Source organism: Vibrio sp. Vb2960 (genome assembly GCF_033337665.1).
Lineage (GTDB): Bacteria > Pseudomonadota > Gammaproteobacteria > Enterobacterales > Vibrionaceae > Vibrio > Vibrio alginolyticus.
On the sequence record NZ_JAWORD010000022.1, the window covers coordinates 70,467 to 85,743 of the forward strand.

12 protein-coding genes are annotated in these 15,277 nt (G+C 46.1%); 3 read left to right on the plus strand and 9 right to left on the minus strand.

Annotated features, from left to right (window positions below):
* Positions 1-200 precede the first annotated feature (200 nt).
* Positions 201-1,655 carry a cardiolipin synthase gene (gene cls, locus R7O03_RS18140; RefSeq protein WP_005378105.1) on the minus strand — a complete coding sequence of 485 codons (1,455 nt, stop codon included), beginning with the start codon at positions 1,653-1,655 and terminating at the stop codon, positions 201-203.
* A 430-nt stretch (positions 1,656-2,085) separates the two neighbouring features.
* Here cls and R7O03_RS18145 point away from each other — a divergent pair, with 430 nt between their 5' ends.
* The 3 genes from R7O03_RS18145 (at position 2,086) to R7O03_RS18155 (ending at position 5,204) form a co-directional block, all read left to right on the plus strand.
* A complete protein-coding gene (locus tag R7O03_RS18145) occupies positions 2,086-3,456 on the plus strand; it encodes a sodium-dependent transporter (RefSeq protein ID WP_042522154.1) in 1,371 nt (456 codons plus the stop codon).
* An 82-nt stretch (positions 3,457-3,538) separates the two neighbouring features.
* Positions 3,539-4,231 carry a TIGR01621 family pseudouridine synthase gene (locus R7O03_RS18150; protein WP_033905107.1) on the plus strand — a complete coding sequence of 231 codons (693 nt, stop codon included), beginning with the start codon at positions 3,539-3,541 and terminating at the stop codon, positions 4,229-4,231.
* A 31-nt stretch (positions 4,232-4,262) separates the two neighbouring features.
* Complete coding sequence (locus R7O03_RS18155) at positions 4,263-5,204, plus strand: class I SAM-dependent methyltransferase (protein WP_318131922.1); 942 nt, start codon at positions 4,263-4,265, stop codon at positions 5,202-5,204.
* A gap of 213 nt (positions 5,205-5,417) precedes the next feature.
* On the opposite strand, the gene R7O03_RS18160 is transcribed toward R7O03_RS18155, so the two are convergent.
* The 8 genes from R7O03_RS18160 to R7O03_RS18195 all read right to left on the minus strand — a co-directional run bounded on the left by R7O03_RS18160 (position 5,418) and on the right by R7O03_RS18195 (position 14,822).
* Complete coding sequence (locus R7O03_RS18160) at positions 5,418-6,473, minus strand: hybrid-cluster NAD(P)-dependent oxidoreductase (RefSeq protein WP_167415134.1); 1,056 nt, start codon at positions 6,471-6,473, stop codon at positions 5,418-5,420.
* 81 nt (positions 6,474-6,554) lie between these two features.
* A complete protein-coding gene (gene hcp / locus R7O03_RS18165) occupies positions 6,555-8,216 on the minus strand; it encodes a hydroxylamine reductase (RefSeq protein WP_138939981.1) in 1,662 nt (553 codons plus the stop codon).
* 174 nt (positions 8,217-8,390) lie between these two features.
* Positions 8,391-9,920 carry a nitric oxide reductase transcriptional regulator NorR gene (gene norR, locus R7O03_RS18170; RefSeq protein WP_053349518.1) on the minus strand — a complete coding sequence of 510 codons (1,530 nt, stop codon included), beginning with the start codon at positions 9,918-9,920 and terminating at the stop codon, positions 8,391-8,393.
* Between the two features lie 202 nt (positions 9,921-10,122).
* A complete protein-coding gene (locus R7O03_RS18175; protein ID WP_005386695.1) occupies positions 10,123-10,602 on the minus strand; it encodes a glycine zipper 2TM domain-containing protein in 480 nt (159 codons plus the stop codon).
* 123 nt (positions 10,603-10,725) lie between these two features.
* Positions 10,726-11,337 (minus strand): CDP-alcohol phosphatidyltransferase family protein, encoded by a 612-nt coding sequence (locus R7O03_RS18180; RefSeq protein WP_042522015.1) that lies wholly within the window; start codon positions 11,335-11,337, stop codon positions 10,726-10,728.
* The gene (locus R7O03_RS18185) at positions 11,330-11,977 is read right to left on the minus strand and encodes an ATP-binding cassette domain-containing protein (protein WP_318131923.1); all 648 of its coding nucleotides are present in this window, start codon (positions 11,975-11,977) and stop codon (positions 11,330-11,332) included. The genes R7O03_RS18180 and R7O03_RS18185 overlap by 8 nt, the downstream gene beginning before the upstream one ends.
* On the minus strand, positions 11,943-13,652 hold the full coding sequence (locus tag R7O03_RS18190) for an ABC transporter permease (protein ID WP_053307431.1): 1,710 nt from the start codon (positions 13,650-13,652) through the stop codon (positions 11,943-11,945). The genes R7O03_RS18185 and R7O03_RS18190 overlap by 35 nt, the downstream gene beginning before the upstream one ends.
* A 9-nt stretch (positions 13,653-13,661) precedes the next feature.
* On the minus strand, positions 13,662-14,822 hold the full coding sequence (locus tag R7O03_RS18195; RefSeq protein ID WP_042522009.1) for an ABC transporter substrate-binding protein: 1,161 nt from the start codon (positions 14,820-14,822) through the stop codon (positions 13,662-13,664).
* Positions 14,823-15,277 lie beyond the last annotated feature (455 nt).

The window sequence follows — 15,277 nt, forward strand, 5'->3', positions numbered from 1 at the left end:
TTGCGGTTTTGAATATTTAAAACATGGACGACGTAGGTTATGCAAGGGAAAAGTCAACTATCAGCCAATATCAGCCAATAACAGCCAAGATGAACAGGTAATGCTGTCGAGAGGTATCGTGTAGATAGGGAGCTAAAAGAACAAACCTCCAGCAGGATGCATGTAGCGCTGGAGGTTTTTTAGCCTGTGTATTTGAGGTATTAGAGGAGTGGGTTGAAGAGATAGAACACTCGCTCTAAGAACCGAGAAAATAGGCTCCTTTTCTCCCATTCTTCCAATACAACAGTGTGAGATTGCTTAATATAGCTATCTTGTAACCAAGACATTTGCTTGGTGAACTCTTCGTCATCAACGGCGAGGGTCACTTCGAAGTTCAGCCACAAGCTGCGCATATCCATGTTTACGGTGCCAACTAAACAGAATTGGTCGTCAATTACGACAGATTTTGTATGCAGCAAACCACCATAAAACTCATAAATCTTGACCCCTGCACTCAAGAGCTCACTATAAAAAGCGCGTGACGCCCATTGCACCATCATAGAGTCATTTTTATGTGGAATAATGAGTTCAACGTCAATGCCTCGTTGTGCTGTCATCTTTAACGTTTCGAGTAAATCAGCATTGGGCACGAAATATGGTGTTGTGATTCGTACCGAGCGATTGGCTTGGTTTATTGCCAATGTTAATACTTGATAGATCAGATATTCCGGCATACCTGGGCCAGAAGGCACAACCTGAATAGGGTGTTGGAATTCACTCTCATCGATCTTGCATTCAGGTAGTCTTGGTAAATGACGTTCGCCAGTTTCGACTTCCCAATCCCAACAGTGGATGGCACTCAATACGTTTACCGTTGGTCCCGTAATGCGAACCATGATGTCCACCCAATGCCCGACGCCACTGTTTTGCTTGAAGTAAGCCGGGTCAACCAGGTTCATTGAACCGGTATAAGCAATTTCATCATCAATTACGATGATCTTGCGATGTTGGCGAAGATCAAGACGACGTAAGAAAATACGCCACATCTTCACTTCTAGCGCTTGAATAACTTCAATTCCAGCATCCTGCATCATTCGATACCAAGGACTTCTGAAAAAACGCGGGCTACCTGCTGAATCGAGCAATAGTTTGACATCTACGCCGCGTTTAGCCGCTTGAATAAGCGCAGAAGCGACAGAGTCAGCCAAACCACCCGGATGCCAAATGTAGAATACCATTCGAATACTGCTCTGCGCGTTTTCGATGTCTTCAATAATGGAATGCAAAATCTCATTAGGTGACTGTTGCAGCGACAATGTATTACCGCTCAATGCGGGAAGACCAAGGCGGTTGTTACAAAGTTCATCAATTCGGTAGATGTGCCTTCCCATCGTTTCTGGGTTGTGCGCGTTACAGTCGTTAAGTTGACTGAACCACTTCTCGAATGGTGTAAACATCTCTTTCGCACGTTCGGCTCGTTTTCTGCCTAAGTTCAGTTCACCGAAGAGGAAATAACATGCGACACCCAGAACGGGAAGGATATAAATGATCATTAGCCAAGCTAAAGACACGCTCACTGCACGGCGCTTTAAAACGACACGAATGGTCACACCTGCGACCAGTAACCAATATAGCCCAATGCCAGCTAAAGTAAGAAAGTGATAAAACTTGTCCATATACGCTCAGAGTAATATGCCCTTCTAGGATATTAAGCATAAAAGTGGGTTGGGGGAATAGATTTCCCATTTAGACGTGGGATTGACCTTATATGAGGAACGAATTTCATAACAGCTGATTCTGTTATTTTAATGTGAAAAATAAGGTCATTCTTTAACTTTTGAACAAAAAAGCAGCATTTAACCTGCGTAACTCGACACTTGTGCGATAAATGTACTTTTTTGGGGTTCCAATTTTAAAGGGGAGCTGCTTTACTTTCTAGACATAGTGCGTCGAACGCTTATTTTATAAGTGTACAATAATTTTTACATAAACTTTTTAGACGCCTATCTCTATGCATACACAACAAACTAATTTTGGAGAAAAAGCGTGGCTACAACTAATACAGCAGCACCACGTGATACGTGGGGGTCTAAACTAGGCTTCGTAATGGCAGCAGCGGGTTCCGCTGTCGGTTTAGGCAATATATGGAAATTCCCTTACACAGCAGGTGAGAGTGGCGGCGGTGCATTCGTTGCTATCTATCTTATCTTTGTAATTTTTATCGGCTTTAGCGTGATGCTGACAGAGTTCGCTATTGGTCGTAAGACAGGTCTTTCTGCCGTAGGTGCATTCAAGACAACTGACCGACGCTGGACGTTCACTGGCGTTATGGGAGTCTTCAGTGGTCTTTTGATCATGGGCTTCTACCCAGTGGTTGGTGGTTGGGCATTGGCCTACATCTTTAAAGTGGGCGGTGGTCTACTCAGCGCGCCAGAAGCAATTGGCGACAGTTTTGGCGGTTTCATCTCAGATCCGATTCAACCTTTGATGTGGATGGGTGTTTACCTGTTCCTTAATGTCATGATCGTGATGAAAGGGATTTCGGGTGGTATTGAGAAAGCCGGTAAGGTTCTGATGCCGCTTCTGTTCTTAATCCTAATCGTTGTTTCTGTTAAAGGCTTGATGCTGCCAGGTGCAATGGCTGGCCTTGAGTTCTTATTCATGCCGGACTTTTCTAAAGTCGACAGCAACGTAGTTCTTGCTGCACTAGGGCAGGCGTTCTTCTCACTTAGCTTAGGTATGGGTTGTATGATGACGTACGGTTCTTACCTGAAGAAGAAAGAGAACCTAGTTCAAACAACCGGTATGGTTACTGCGATGGATACAGGTGTCGCGATTCTTGCTGGTGTTGCTATGTTCCCAGCAATGTTTGCCTTTGGCATGGAGCCTGCAGCAGGCCCTGGTCTTGTATTCGTTGTCGTTCCTCAGCTATTTGCTGAAATGGGCGGTGTGATTGGGTTGCTATTCGCGTTGCTATTTTTCATCGGTTTGACGGTGGCTGCATTAACTTCTTCAGTATCACTATTGGAAGTTGTCGTGTCTTACCTAATCGACGAGAAAGGCATGAAGCGCTCTAACGCAGTTCTGTCTGCAAGCGCAGTTATGGCGGCATTATGTATTTTTGCGTCACTATCGTTAGGTGGAATGGGACCAACGCTGTTTGGTACCGGTGCCTTTGATATCTTCGACTTGCTAACGGACAAAATCTTCCTAGCGGTTGGTGGTATGTTGGTTTGTATCTTTGCTGGATGGCGCCTAAGCCGTGCTGAGCTAGAAAAAGAGATCACTAATGACGGCGAAGTATCCTTCCCGCTATTTGGATTGTGGTACAACCTAGTTAAATACCTGATTCCTGTTGCGATTGCTATTGTTGCCTTCATGGGGATTAAGTCTGGCTTTGACAGTGGCAAAGGTGAAATCATGCTGCTGGGTATCGCAATCATTGGTCTTGCTGGCATTTTCTCGAAGAAGCTTTAGCAAAGACCTTGGGGGCAAGCCTCGATAGCTTTGTCCGATAACTTATGTATACTGCTGGCTCCAAACGTGGAGCCAGTTTTTTATGTTCGATATTCTACATACCCATCCCGATTTTCTGATCATCAATAAGCATCCTAACGTCTCTGTTCATAAAGACGATGGCGACACAATGCTGCTGCAAGAAGTGGCTAAGCAGAGTGGTGATGAGCATCTCTATCTTATCCATCGCTTGGATAAAATGACATCGGGTATTCTGCTCCTCGGACGCAACGCCAAAGCGGGCAGTGCGTTATCGCAAGCTTTTGCTGACCGCCAAGTGGAAAAGTTCTATCTGGCGATTGGCTCTAAAAAGCCGAAAAAGAAACAAGGTTTGGTCGTTGGTGATATGGAGCGTTCGCGCCGTTCATCATGGAAGCTGGTCAACAGCAAAAATAACCCAGCCGTTACCCAGTTTTTCTCTCTTGCGGCAGAGCCCGGAGAGCGTTTATTTTTATGTAAGCCGCACACTGGTAAAACGCATCAAATCCGCGTGGCATTAAAATCGGTTGGCTCAGGTATTGTTGGCGACCCGATTTACAATGCAGGCAATGAGGCTGATCGCGGTTATCTGCATGCATTTTCACTTTGCTTCCAATACCGAGATGAGCAATATCGCTTTGTTTGCGATCCACGAGAATACAAAGTGCTTGGTAACAAATGGCACAGTGAAATCGTCTCTCAGGGTTTGGATACTTGGCTTTCCCCCTGGGAACTGAACTGGCCTACGATCAAATAACCGTCACAAAGAAAACTAATAAGAGAACTCGATGCAAGCATCACAACTTCCGCTGTTTTTTCAGCATCTAGAAACCGAGCTAGCGCAAGCTCCGAATGAAATTCGTCGACTGTTTCATGGTCGTGGTCGTCGTTTTGAGGGCCTAGAGCAAATCACCTGTGACTGGTTACAAGGTCAGTTGATCATCAACTTGTTTAAAGAAGTCGACGACGTGTTTCTCGCTGAGCTGAAAAGCGGCCTCAATGCGTTGGTACAATCACCACTGTGGGCAGACAAGCAAGGTCGTACTATGGTTCTTCAGCACCGTTATGCCGATGGTGCGCCTTCAGAAGTGCTTGTCGGTGAATTAGATGCTCGCCCTGTCGTTGAAGAAAGCGGTTTGAAATACCAATTGGATATTGGTCGCAACCAAAACTTCGGTCTGTTTTTGGACATGCGCTACGGTCGTGATTGGGTACGGGAAAATGCGAAGTATAAAAACGTGCTTAACTTGTTTGCTTACACCTGTGGCTTTTCTGTCGCTGCCATTGCGGGTGGCGCAGATAAAGTGGTTAACGTCGACATGGCGAAAGCGTCGCTGTCTAAAGGTCGTGAGAACCACAAGCTAAATGGTCATAACATCAACCAGGTAAGCTTTATGGGGCACGATATCTTTAAATCTTGGGGTAAGATTAAGAAATCTGGTCAGTATGATTTGATCATTATCGATCCGCCTTCATTCCAGAAAGGCAGCTTTGCGCTGACTAAAGACTACAAAAAGATTCTACGTCGATTGCCGGATTTGTTGGCAGAAGGCGGTCAAGTGATGGCATGTGTGAACTCACCATCTGTGACAAGCGACTTCTTGATTGAAAGCATGAAAGAAGAAGCGCCAGAGTTGACATTCCGTGAGCGTCTGGATAACCCACCAGAGTTTATGGACGTAGACAGCGAAGCAGCATTGAAAGTGTTGCTGTTTAGCCAGAAGCAATGACGACGAAACGAAAGTTGTACCTATCTATAATACCAGCCGTTTGAGTACGGCTGGCATCTCCGCGATACCCCGTCAATCTGAATAGCGAGACGCGAGTGTGATTCAGAGTCTATTATCAGAGTGAGTTATTCCTAACACGCTGATATTAGATTCCTGACCTCGCCTAGGCTCGTCGCAATGACGGGAAACAATAAAAGATCGATACCAGCAGCATTAACCGATCTGCACTTCAAGATCCGCTTCGATGGTTGATGAGCAGGCGAGCACATAGCCTTGTTCAATTTCTTCTTGCGTCAATGTTTCTAGGCTGGTGGAAGAGACGTTGCCTTTACGAACCTTGCATTTACACGAGCCACAAATCCCGCTTCGACAAGCGACGATTAATGGTAAACCTGCGCCTTCAAGCACATCGGCCAGTACCTGACCTTTTTGCGCATCGATGCTTTGAGCAAAATCAGGAACAGAAACGTTAACCGTCTCATCGGAGACCGATGATTCTGCGCCAGTCGCTGGCGTAAAACTCTCTTGGTAGAAGTTCGTCATGTCAAAACCAAGGTCATTCAAATAGCCGTGAACATCTTGCATAAACTGGCTTGGACCACACAGGTAAACGGTGCGCTGTTTGAAATCAGGAACAAGCTCTTTAAGCCAGTCGGCATTCAAACGACCTTGTGGATGCGATGTTCCTTCGCGGTTTTTCAGCAACAACTTTAAATTGAAGTTGGGATACACAGCGTCTAACGTTTCTAGCTGATCGTAGTAAATCGTCTCTTCTGGGCTGCGTGCAATATGAAGAAATGCGATGTCCACATCGTTGTCGTTTTCATCTTGATTACTCAGCCAGTGCTTTGCCATCGAAAATACGGGCGTGACGCCGCAACCTGCACTGATAAGCAAGGCTTTTGTTTCGCCATCACGTAACACGGGTGGATGGTCGATGCAGTTAAATTCGCCTGCTGGTGGTAATGCTTGAACAGTATCACCGAGCAGCAGCGAGTCAACGATGTAGTTCGATACTTTACCGCCAGATACTCGTTTGATGGTGAGTTGAAGGTGATCGTCTTCATTGATCGAGCTGATTGAATAGGCACGAAACTCCATTTTTCCATCAATTTCGACGCCCAAGTTAATAAACTGGCCAGGCTTAAACTGAAACAGAAGTGATTCGGTTAGTTCGGCCAATTTTATGCTGACGGTGTCGTGTGTTTCGAAGTATTTGTCGATGCAACGGAGTGTGACGGGTTGGTTACCTTGCCATTCAAAAAACATAACAATCTCTTTGGTTGTGGCTATTTTTGGTTCGAAATAGATAGCGCCTCCGCGTAAGGAGGCGCGTAACAAGCAAGTTTATTAAGCTGCTAGGATGGCTTTTAGATCATCCTGAACATTGCCAATACTGCGCATATCGAACTTCTCTTGGATGATGGCGATTAGGTTTGGCGTTAGGAATGCCGGTGCAGTAGGGCCTGTGTAAATGCCTTTCACGCCCAATGCAAATAGCGTTAGCAAGATAACGATCGCTTTTTGCTCGAACCAAGAAAGCACAAGCGTGAGTGGCAGTTCATTGATGTCACAGTCAAACTCTTTCGCCAGTGCAAGTGCAAGCTGGATTGCAGAGTAAGCATCGTTACATTGGCCCACATCCAATAGGCGAGGAATGCCGTTGATATCGCCAAACGTATTCTTGTTGAAGCGGAACTTACCACACGCCAAGGTCAGGATTAGCGTGTCTTCTGGTGCTTCAGCCGTAAAATCGGTGTAGTAGCTACGTTCCGCTTTATCACCATCACAACCGCCGACTAGGAAGAAGTGTTTGATGTTGCCTTGCTTCACTTGGTCGATAACCGCAGGGGCGGCGTTCATCAGTGCATTGCGACCAAAACCAACCGTGATGTGGTGTTCGATTTCATCGTGTTGGAAACCGTCTTGCGCTAGAGCACATTCAATCACTTGGCTAAAATCATCGCCTTCGATGTGAGCCACACCAGGCCAGCCAACAATACTACGAGTGAATAAACGGTCTGCGTATTGACCCACATTTGGATTCAACAAGCAGTTTGACGTCATTACGATTGCACCAGGGAAGTTGGCGAATTCTTTCTGCTGGTTTTGCCATGCGCTGCCGTAGTTACCGACAAGATGAGAGTATTTCTTCAGCTCAGGGTAGCCGTGTGCAGGCAGCATTTCACCATTGGTGTAAACGTTAATGCCTTTGCCTTCGGTCTGTTGCAGGATTTTTTCTAGGTCATGCAAATCATGGCCAGAAACAAGAATACATTTACCTTTTACTGGCTTGACGTTCACCGTGGTTGGTTCTGGATGGCCGAAGGTCATTGTTTCACCTTGGTCGAGCATTTCCATCACTTTGTAGTTCATCAGGCCGATGCGCATTGAGCAATCAAGTAGTTCGCCGAGATCTTCAGGGTCTGTGCCCAACCACGCCATGATTTCATGGTATTCGGCATAGATATCGTTGTTGGTTTGCTCAAGAACACGTGCGTGCTCCATGTACGCGGCTGCACCTTTAAGTCCGTATAGGCAAAGTAGGCGTAGGCCAATAACATCTTCATGTACTTGGTCCTTACCACGGTTCACCGCGACTTGAGGAGCAAAAGCTAAGATTGCTTCTGCGCTATTTGGTAGCTCAAAGTGAGCAACAACAGGGATGTCAGCAACTTCGGTATCGGCGAGTGTTGCAGCAGACATTACTTGCTCTTTTAACAATGCTTTGTACGTTGCGGCTTGAGAAGTTAACTCTAGGATGCGTTCAGGGTCGAAGTTAACGTTCGTCAATGTAGAGAAAAATGCCTTGGGTGCCCATTGGTTGATTTCATCGTTAATGATGTTGAATTCAAGTGCTTTTGATGCCCAAAAAGAAACCCCTTGCAGTGTGTAAACCAACACGTCTTGTAGGTCTGATACTTCAGAAGTTTTGCCACACATGCCTTGTGCAAAAGAACAACCTTTAACAGCAGGGGTTTGAATTGTCTGTTCACATTGAATACAGAACATATTGGGTTCTCCAGTGATTGTTTTAATAGTCGTGATGTTGACCACTAGAGAGCAGAATGTGTGCCAATTATTATCTTGTTGATTTTTAATGATTTTATTTGTTTTTGATAGGGCGAGTGATGTAATTAAGACAACGTAAATGATGTCTTAATTACATCAGCTTCTTGTGGTTGGTTATTTATTGATCCCGAGCTTTTTACCCATCCGATATAAGTTCCCGCGATCCATTTGTAAAAACTCCGCTGCTTTTGCCCAAACGCCACCAGTTTGGCTCAAAGCATGTTCAATTAAATCACGTTGATAGCTTTCTATTAGCTCTCGCATTGGTTGGCTTTCTTTAGGCAGATAATGCGATGTGTTTTTTACATCATCGAGAGCCAGTGAGGTGTCAAAATGGTTAAGCATGATCGTGCTTGCACCTTGTTGAATGGCGTGTAAAGCCGCGCGAGTTAAAGTGTGTTCGAGCTCGCGTACGTTTCCGTACCAAGGTAAAGACTCCAGTTGAGTCAACACTTTAGGGTGAACGTGAAGATTGGGCGCATTAAATTGTTGGCGTACCTTTTCTAACAGATATCCGGCTAAAACGGGAATATCACCGTCACGGGCACGAAGTGGGGGAACTTGGATTGGGAATACGTTTAAACGGTGGAAAAGGTCTGCTCGAAACGTGCCAGCTTCGACCTCTTTTTCTAATTGTCGATTGGTCGCGGCGATGATGCGCACATTGACCATCAAATGCTGATCGCTACCCACACGTTGCAGCTCGCCTTGCTGAATTACGCGCAGCAATTTTGCTTGCAAAATCATAGGCAGTTCGCCCACTTCATCAAGGAAAATCGTTCCACCGTCTGCCAGTTCAAACTTACCGGCACGGTGGCTATTAGCACCTGTAAATGCGCCTTTGACATGGCCAAACAGTTCACTCTCAGCCAGACCTTCAGGCAGGGCCGCACAGTTGACGTAAATCATCGGCTTATCGCTACGATGAGATTGCGCGTGTACCGAGTGCGCGACCAGTTCTTTACCAGTACCGGTCTCTCCTGTGATAAGTACTGCGTAATCTGATTGAGCAACAGTCGCAATGTTGTTTCGTAACTGGTTGATCTGTGGACTCAAACCCACCATTTCGCCATGTTGAGAACGGGCTTGCTGGATAAGGGTTTGAGTGACGCTTTTTTGCTTCTGGTTTTGCGCTTTGAGCGCTTTTAACTGAGCAATGTTACGCAATGTCGCAGCGGTCAAAGCCGCAAAGGTTTCGATAGCGACAGGATCGATGCCATCAAACGCGCCCACCGTTAGTGCATCCATCGTTAGTGCGCCAACAAGTTGGCCTTCGACATACAAGCTAAAGCCCATGCAATCGTGAACATCAATGCATTGGTCTTCAGTTAATAGTGTGCCGTCGAAAGGATCCGGCAGTGAACAATCGGCATCGAAACGCACCGGTTCACGGCTATGAATAATGGCATCTAAGCGAGGGTGCGCCTTGGGGAAATAGCGACGACCTAAGACCGAGCTGGATAAGCCTTTTACCGCGACAGGAGTTAGAAAACCATCCTCATCGAAGATAAACAGGCAGCTCGCATCACATGGGAATACTTGCGCGACCCCATCAATGAGATTTTGATATTGCTGCTCGTGAGAGCGATTTGAGCTGAGGTTTAGCGCGATATTAAGGAGTACGTGGTCAACAGTCGGAGTCATAACAAGCTCAAAGTTATCTGGAATGGGCTCATGCTAGCAACTTGATGTCATTTGAACATCGAAAGGTGTGGGAGATTGATGTTCCATTGACGACGATCAAGTTTGATACGAAAAGAAACGCGCAAGTTAACAAGCCAGTGATGTAAGCTTGCGCGGGTTAGGTGTTTGAATTAAAGCAGGCCAAAGGTTTGGTTCGTCCGAATTAACGAGGAACGACTCTAGCGTCATTACCAGAAACATTGATTTGGACCGCTTGGCCTGGTTGGAAAATCATGTTTGGATTTGCTTCTTGAACAATAGAGATAATCTTTCCGTCCTCTAAACGAATGGTCAGATTCACGCCATTTCTTTTCGCGGTTGCTTCAGCCGCTTTGCTGCCTGCATAGCCACCCAATAGACCACCACCAATGGCAGCGATATCCGAGCCAGAACCGCCCCCAACTTTTGAGCCTAAGATCCCGCCCACGGCAGCACCAGCGATGGTGCCAATGGCATTGGATTGGGTAGAGGCATCAATGGTTACGGGTTCTACTTTTTCTACTGTGCCGTAGTAAACCTGCTGAACTTTGCGAGTGTCGGATGAGCCGTATGCATCTCCGTACGGGTTAGGTGAGCTACAGCCGCCAAGCACGAGCGCACAAGTAATGGTGAGCAACATGCCTAAATTGATCTGTTTTTTCATATAGCCTCCGAATGGTTTCTTCATTCAAAGAGTATATACCCCAATTTAACCTGCGTTTTGGTGCTTTATAAAACAGTGGCTTAGCGGCCTGTCCCTTAAGGAAACGCGATTGTCTAAGCAGTATTAATGATCGTTAAGCGTATGAAACCCTGAATAAATACGTGTAAAAGTAGTAAACCAGCATGCCGCGCCAAAGATATACGCGATGACGGCAAAGTGTTGCGGTAGCAAACAAAATAAAACCAAGCAGCCAATGGTTTCTGTACCTTCGGTTAAGCCGCTCATGTAGTAAAGCGATTTGTTTTTATATACCGGATTATCGATGCCTTGTTTTCCTGCCATGATGGCAAAAGCCAAAAAGCTACTACCAGTGCCGATGAAGGAAAAAATCAAAAATGCGCCTGCAACGGCATTGTGCTCTGGGTTGGCAAGCACAAAGCCAAAAGGAATCAACGAATAGAACAAAAAATCTAAGCTGATATCAAGAAAACCACCCGCATCGGTAATGCCTTGAATCCTCGCCAGTGCACCGTCTAACCCATCACAGATTCTGTTCAGCAAAATAAACAGCAACGCCAACAAGTACTGTTCGGTGATCAAAGCCGGCAGGGCAAAACAGCCAAGTACAAAACCAAACACTGTCGTCTGATTTGCAGTGATACCACATTTATCGAGATATTTCGCACTGAGTGCCAGCGGTTTGCGGATGAGCTTTATACTCAGGCTATCAAGCATGATTTGTCTCCCACGGCCAGTTTAGGCAGCTGCTGCCATCAGGAATATCGTCTTCATCGTGCGTTACCATCAAAGTAGGGATGTTCGCTTGCTGCAATTGTTCGACCACCCAATTGCGAAATTGCACGCGCAGGTCTTTATCCAGCTTGCTATAGGGCTCATCAAGTAGCGCAACTTTCGGCTTTGCTAGCAGCATACGAGTCAATGAAATACGGGCGCGTTGCCCTCCCGAAATTTGGTCAGGAAAGGACTCTGCTAGTTTGGTCAATGAAATGTTCTTCAGCGCTTGCATAGCGTGAGCTTTACGCTCTTCACCTTTGATTGAGTTTGGTAGCGCGAAGGCAAGGTTCTCCCACACCGTTAAATGAGGGAAGAGCAAATCTTCTTGGAATAGAATACCGACCTGACGCTTATGGGCAGGGAGGGCATCCAACTTTTCGTTATCAAGCGTAATGGATCCAGAGTAGTTGAACTCGGCGGATAGGTGCCCGGCAATGGCATCCAACAAAGTGGATTTACCACAACCACTTGGTCCCATCAGAGTAACAATTTCACCTTTCTCTACAGTCATGTTGAACGCTGAAAAAAGCGTGTCGCCATTGGCTTTACGGATGGCGAGGTTTTCGAGACAAAGACTCATTCAGTAGTAAACCTTTTATAGACAAGCGGCGATACTTCATGTGTAAGCGGCTTAGTAGTATCGCAAAAGAGAAGAACAAGAACGGCAAGAGTGCTTGCCAAATGGCGTAAATCGCGGTGACACGTCGGTCAAAACCACTGGATAGCGCAACGGCTTCGGTTGTGATGGTGCTAATGCGCCCAGCCCCTAGCACCAATGTCGGCAGGTATTGCGCCAGACTTACGCTAATACCGATAGCCCATGCGAATGCAATCGCAGGCAGGAGGATTGGTAGTTTCACTTTTAACCAAGCTTGCATCGGTGATTTACCCAAGCTGAGAGCGACACGAGTTAACCCATTGTCGAAGCTGCGCCACGGACCGTCTAGCGAGAGGTAAATAAATGGGAACGCAAAGAATACATGCGCCCAGCATACCCAAAAGAAATACGCGTTACTGTTTAAGTACAGTGTTACCACTTGCATACCGAATAGCACGGATAGCTGAGGAATCAGCATCGGGATGGCGATGATGTAACCGGGCACCTGCCAGCGATAACGGAGACGATACTCATGTGCTATTAAAGCAAGAACTAGCGCGACAGTCGCGCTGATTAGGGCGATTGACATACTTTGTTCTAGAGTCCCTAGAATACTGTGCCATTCGTATTCCCAAAAACGCAGGCTGTAACGGCTTGGGAGCAAATCTGGAAAGCGCCAACGTTGGGCAAAGCTCCACAGCACCATGAGTGGAATCATTAGAAGTGCAAGTAGAGCAATCAGTGAAAATAGGGTTTTACCGGGTAAACGAAACCCGTTTCGACCAGAGTACTGCCAGCGTTTGAAGCCTTTGGTAATACACCATTCCATTAAGCGTGCAAATCCAATCAAAACGCTAGCGATCGCAAACAGTATTACTGCGCCAGCGGCAGCTCTTGGTAGGAGCGATAAATCTGGATCGTTAAACCATTGCCATACCAAAACCGCGAACGTCGGTGGGTTGGTAGGGCCAATAATCAGGGCGACATCGACAACGGACAAACTGTAAGCCAATACCGCCAGCATTGGGAAACGAAGTTTTGCTAACCATTGCGGAAATACGCATTTCCACCACGTTTGCGCGGAACTGTAGCCCATCGAGTGACTGACTTTTTCAACCTTATCGACTTTCAATTGCTGAAGGATCGGAATACTCATCAACAATAAAAACGGCACTTCTTTAATCGCAAGCATGATGACCAAACCGAGTGCATGTGGGTCTTTAATCAGCAATGCTAAGTCATTCACCGTTTGTGCATTCGGGTCGTAACCAAACAGTTGGTTGAGAACACGAACGCCCATACCAGTTGGGGCAAACAAGAACGCAAAGCCAATTGCAAACGCGACGTGCGGCATCGCGAGAAGTGGGGAAAGGCTAACTTCAATTTTTCGCCAAAACTTGCTGCCCCAAGACGCCTGTAGAATGGCAAACGTGATGAAGCAAGCCAAGTAGCTACTGAAAATGGCGGAGTAGAAAGTAAGCCCGATGGATGTCCAAACACCTTCCCAATCAAAGACGGCATTGAAGCCATCAAAAGAAAAGTGGTGTAGACCGATAGGAGGTACATAACCGAGCGCAGAGACCACCACTCCAAGTAGTCCCGGAATGGTAGGCAAAATACAAACTGCGATAATGACTAAATACAGCGCTCTTAACATGGATTCTTACTAATTCCCGTAGCGTTTCAACCATTCTTTTTCTAACGCCGCTTGCCAACTTGGATGTGGCTCAGCGATAGATTTGAATTGTTGAGTGTTTTTGGCTGAACCAGTTAGGTATTGGTTGCTTAGTACCGAAGGGTCGCCCCAGATGTTTAGGTTACCTTTGCGAGACTGTGCTTCAGGGCTCAATAAAAAGTTTATCGCAACTTGTGCACCAGCACTGGCATTTGCGTTCCAAGGAATCGCTAAAAAGTGGATATTTGAGAGTGCTCCTGCGTCCATTGCGTACGCTTTGGTGCTCTCTGCAAGATTACCGCTCGACTGCGCAGAGAAAACCGCGTTCGGGTTAAAGGTAATCGCCAGGTCAGTCTGACCATCATCTAGTAGCTGAAGGGTTTCTGCTGTACCGCCTGGAAACTGCTTACCACCGCGCCAAGCGACTTTATGGAACTCATCTAGATAAGACCACAGCGGTTGAGTGACTTGCTCAAACGTGTCATCGGTAACTGGTTGTTGCAGCTCAGGGGCGTTGTTAGACAGTTCAATGAGTAATGCTTTGATAAAGCTTGTGCCATGAAACTCTGGTGGTCGAGGGTAAGTCAGGCGATTCGGGAACGCTTTTGCATAGCTCAGCATTTCTGCGAATGATTTTGGAGGGTTATGGAGGGTTTGCTCGTCATGGATAAACACTAATTGTCCTACTCCCCAAGGTGCTTCTAGACCTTCTGTTGGCTCGGAGAAGTCCACATCAATTGGTAGAGATTTATCCACATATTGCCAGCTTGGCAAACCTTCGACAAAAGGACCAAATAGCAATTGGTTGTCCTTCATTGATTTGAAGTTTTCGCCATTGATCCAAACCATATCAACACTGCCACCGCTGTTTTTGCCTGCCGCTTTTTCTGCGATAAGTCGAGTAGTGGTCTCAGAAATATCAGTTACTTTAACGTGGTTTAGCGTCACGTTATAACGTGATTTTAGCTCTCTACTCGCCCACTGTATGTAGCGATTAATTTCTTGGCTTCCGCCCCAAGCATGAAAGTAGACGGATTGCCCGTCGGCTTGTTGTTCGATTTTTTGCCATTCGCTATTCACTGATGAATCGGCAAAAGAAGGTGTCGCAAAAGTCGTGGCTAAAATGCCAATGCTGCTGAGTAGCTTTTTCATATCTATTCCGTGTTATGTCTTTTGGTGCTTGCTTTCGTTTCTATTGACGTTTTCGCAAGTCGTTCCGCTCTGTTACAAGGATAGTAATTCATCTCTCTCTATTATCAATGCCAATCCCAAACGGAATCACTCATTGATTCAAAGAATTACTCTCAATGTGAAGCAAAACGAAGAAAGGACAAATTTGGTGTCATTTTAGGAGCGGACCGTTTGTTTGAGGATATTCTTTCAAGTAATTGAAAATTATTGTCCCCAGAGATATGAATAGGTTGTTTTACAGAGCAAAATTGATGTTTAAAGCATGGAATTGAGGGCGAAAAGAGAAAGAAAGTTGGCCATTTAAATGACTTTGGCATGCATGACTAACGATTCATCGATGTAAATTACCACCTTCTAAAGAAGGTGGCTTTGTGTGAGCCCCCTAAAAGGGGGCCTTTGTTTAGTCCAGCGCCAAT

Excerpts from the sequence above, each read along its gene's own strand:
- cls (WP_005378105.1), bottom strand. The coding sequence starts at position 1,655 with ATGGACAAGTTTTATCACTTTCTTACTTTAGCTGGCATTGGGCTATAT.
- R7O03_RS18145 (WP_042522154.1), top strand. The coding sequence starts at position 2,086 with ATGGCAGCAGCGGGTTCCGCTGTCGGTTTAGGCAATATATGGAAATTC.
- R7O03_RS18150 (WP_033905107.1), top strand. The coding sequence starts at position 3,539 with ATGTTCGATATTCTACATACCCATCCCGATTTTCTGATCATCAATAAG.
- R7O03_RS18155 (WP_318131922.1), top strand. The coding sequence starts at position 4,263 with ATGCAAGCATCACAACTTCCGCTGTTTTTTCAGCATCTAGAAACCGAG.
- R7O03_RS18160 (WP_167415134.1), bottom strand. The coding sequence starts at position 6,473 with ATGTTTTTTGAATGGCAAGGTAACCAACCCGTCACACTCCGTTGCATC.
- hcp (WP_138939981.1), bottom strand. The coding sequence starts at position 8,216 with ATGTTCTGTATTCAATGTGAACAGACAATTCAAACCCCTGCTGTTAAA.
- norR (WP_053349518.1), bottom strand. The coding sequence starts at position 9,920 with ATGACTCCGACTGTTGACCACGTACTCCTTAATATCGCGCTAAACCTC.
- R7O03_RS18175 (WP_005386695.1), bottom strand. The coding sequence starts at position 10,602 with ATGAAAAAACAGATCAATTTAGGCATGTTGCTCACCATTACTTGTGCG.
- R7O03_RS18180 (WP_042522015.1), bottom strand. The coding sequence starts at position 11,337 with ATGCTTGATAGCCTGAGTATAAAGCTCATCCGCAAACCGCTGGCACTC.
- R7O03_RS18185 (WP_318131923.1), bottom strand. The coding sequence starts at position 11,977 with ATGAGTCTTTGTCTCGAAAACCTCGCCATCCGTAAAGCCAATGGCGAC.
- R7O03_RS18190 (WP_053307431.1), bottom strand. The coding sequence starts at position 13,652 with ATGTTAAGAGCGCTGTATTTAGTCATTATCGCAGTTTGTATTTTGCCT.
- R7O03_RS18195 (WP_042522009.1), bottom strand. The coding sequence starts at position 14,822 with ATGAAAAAGCTACTCAGCAGCATTGGCATTTTAGCCACGACTTTTGCG.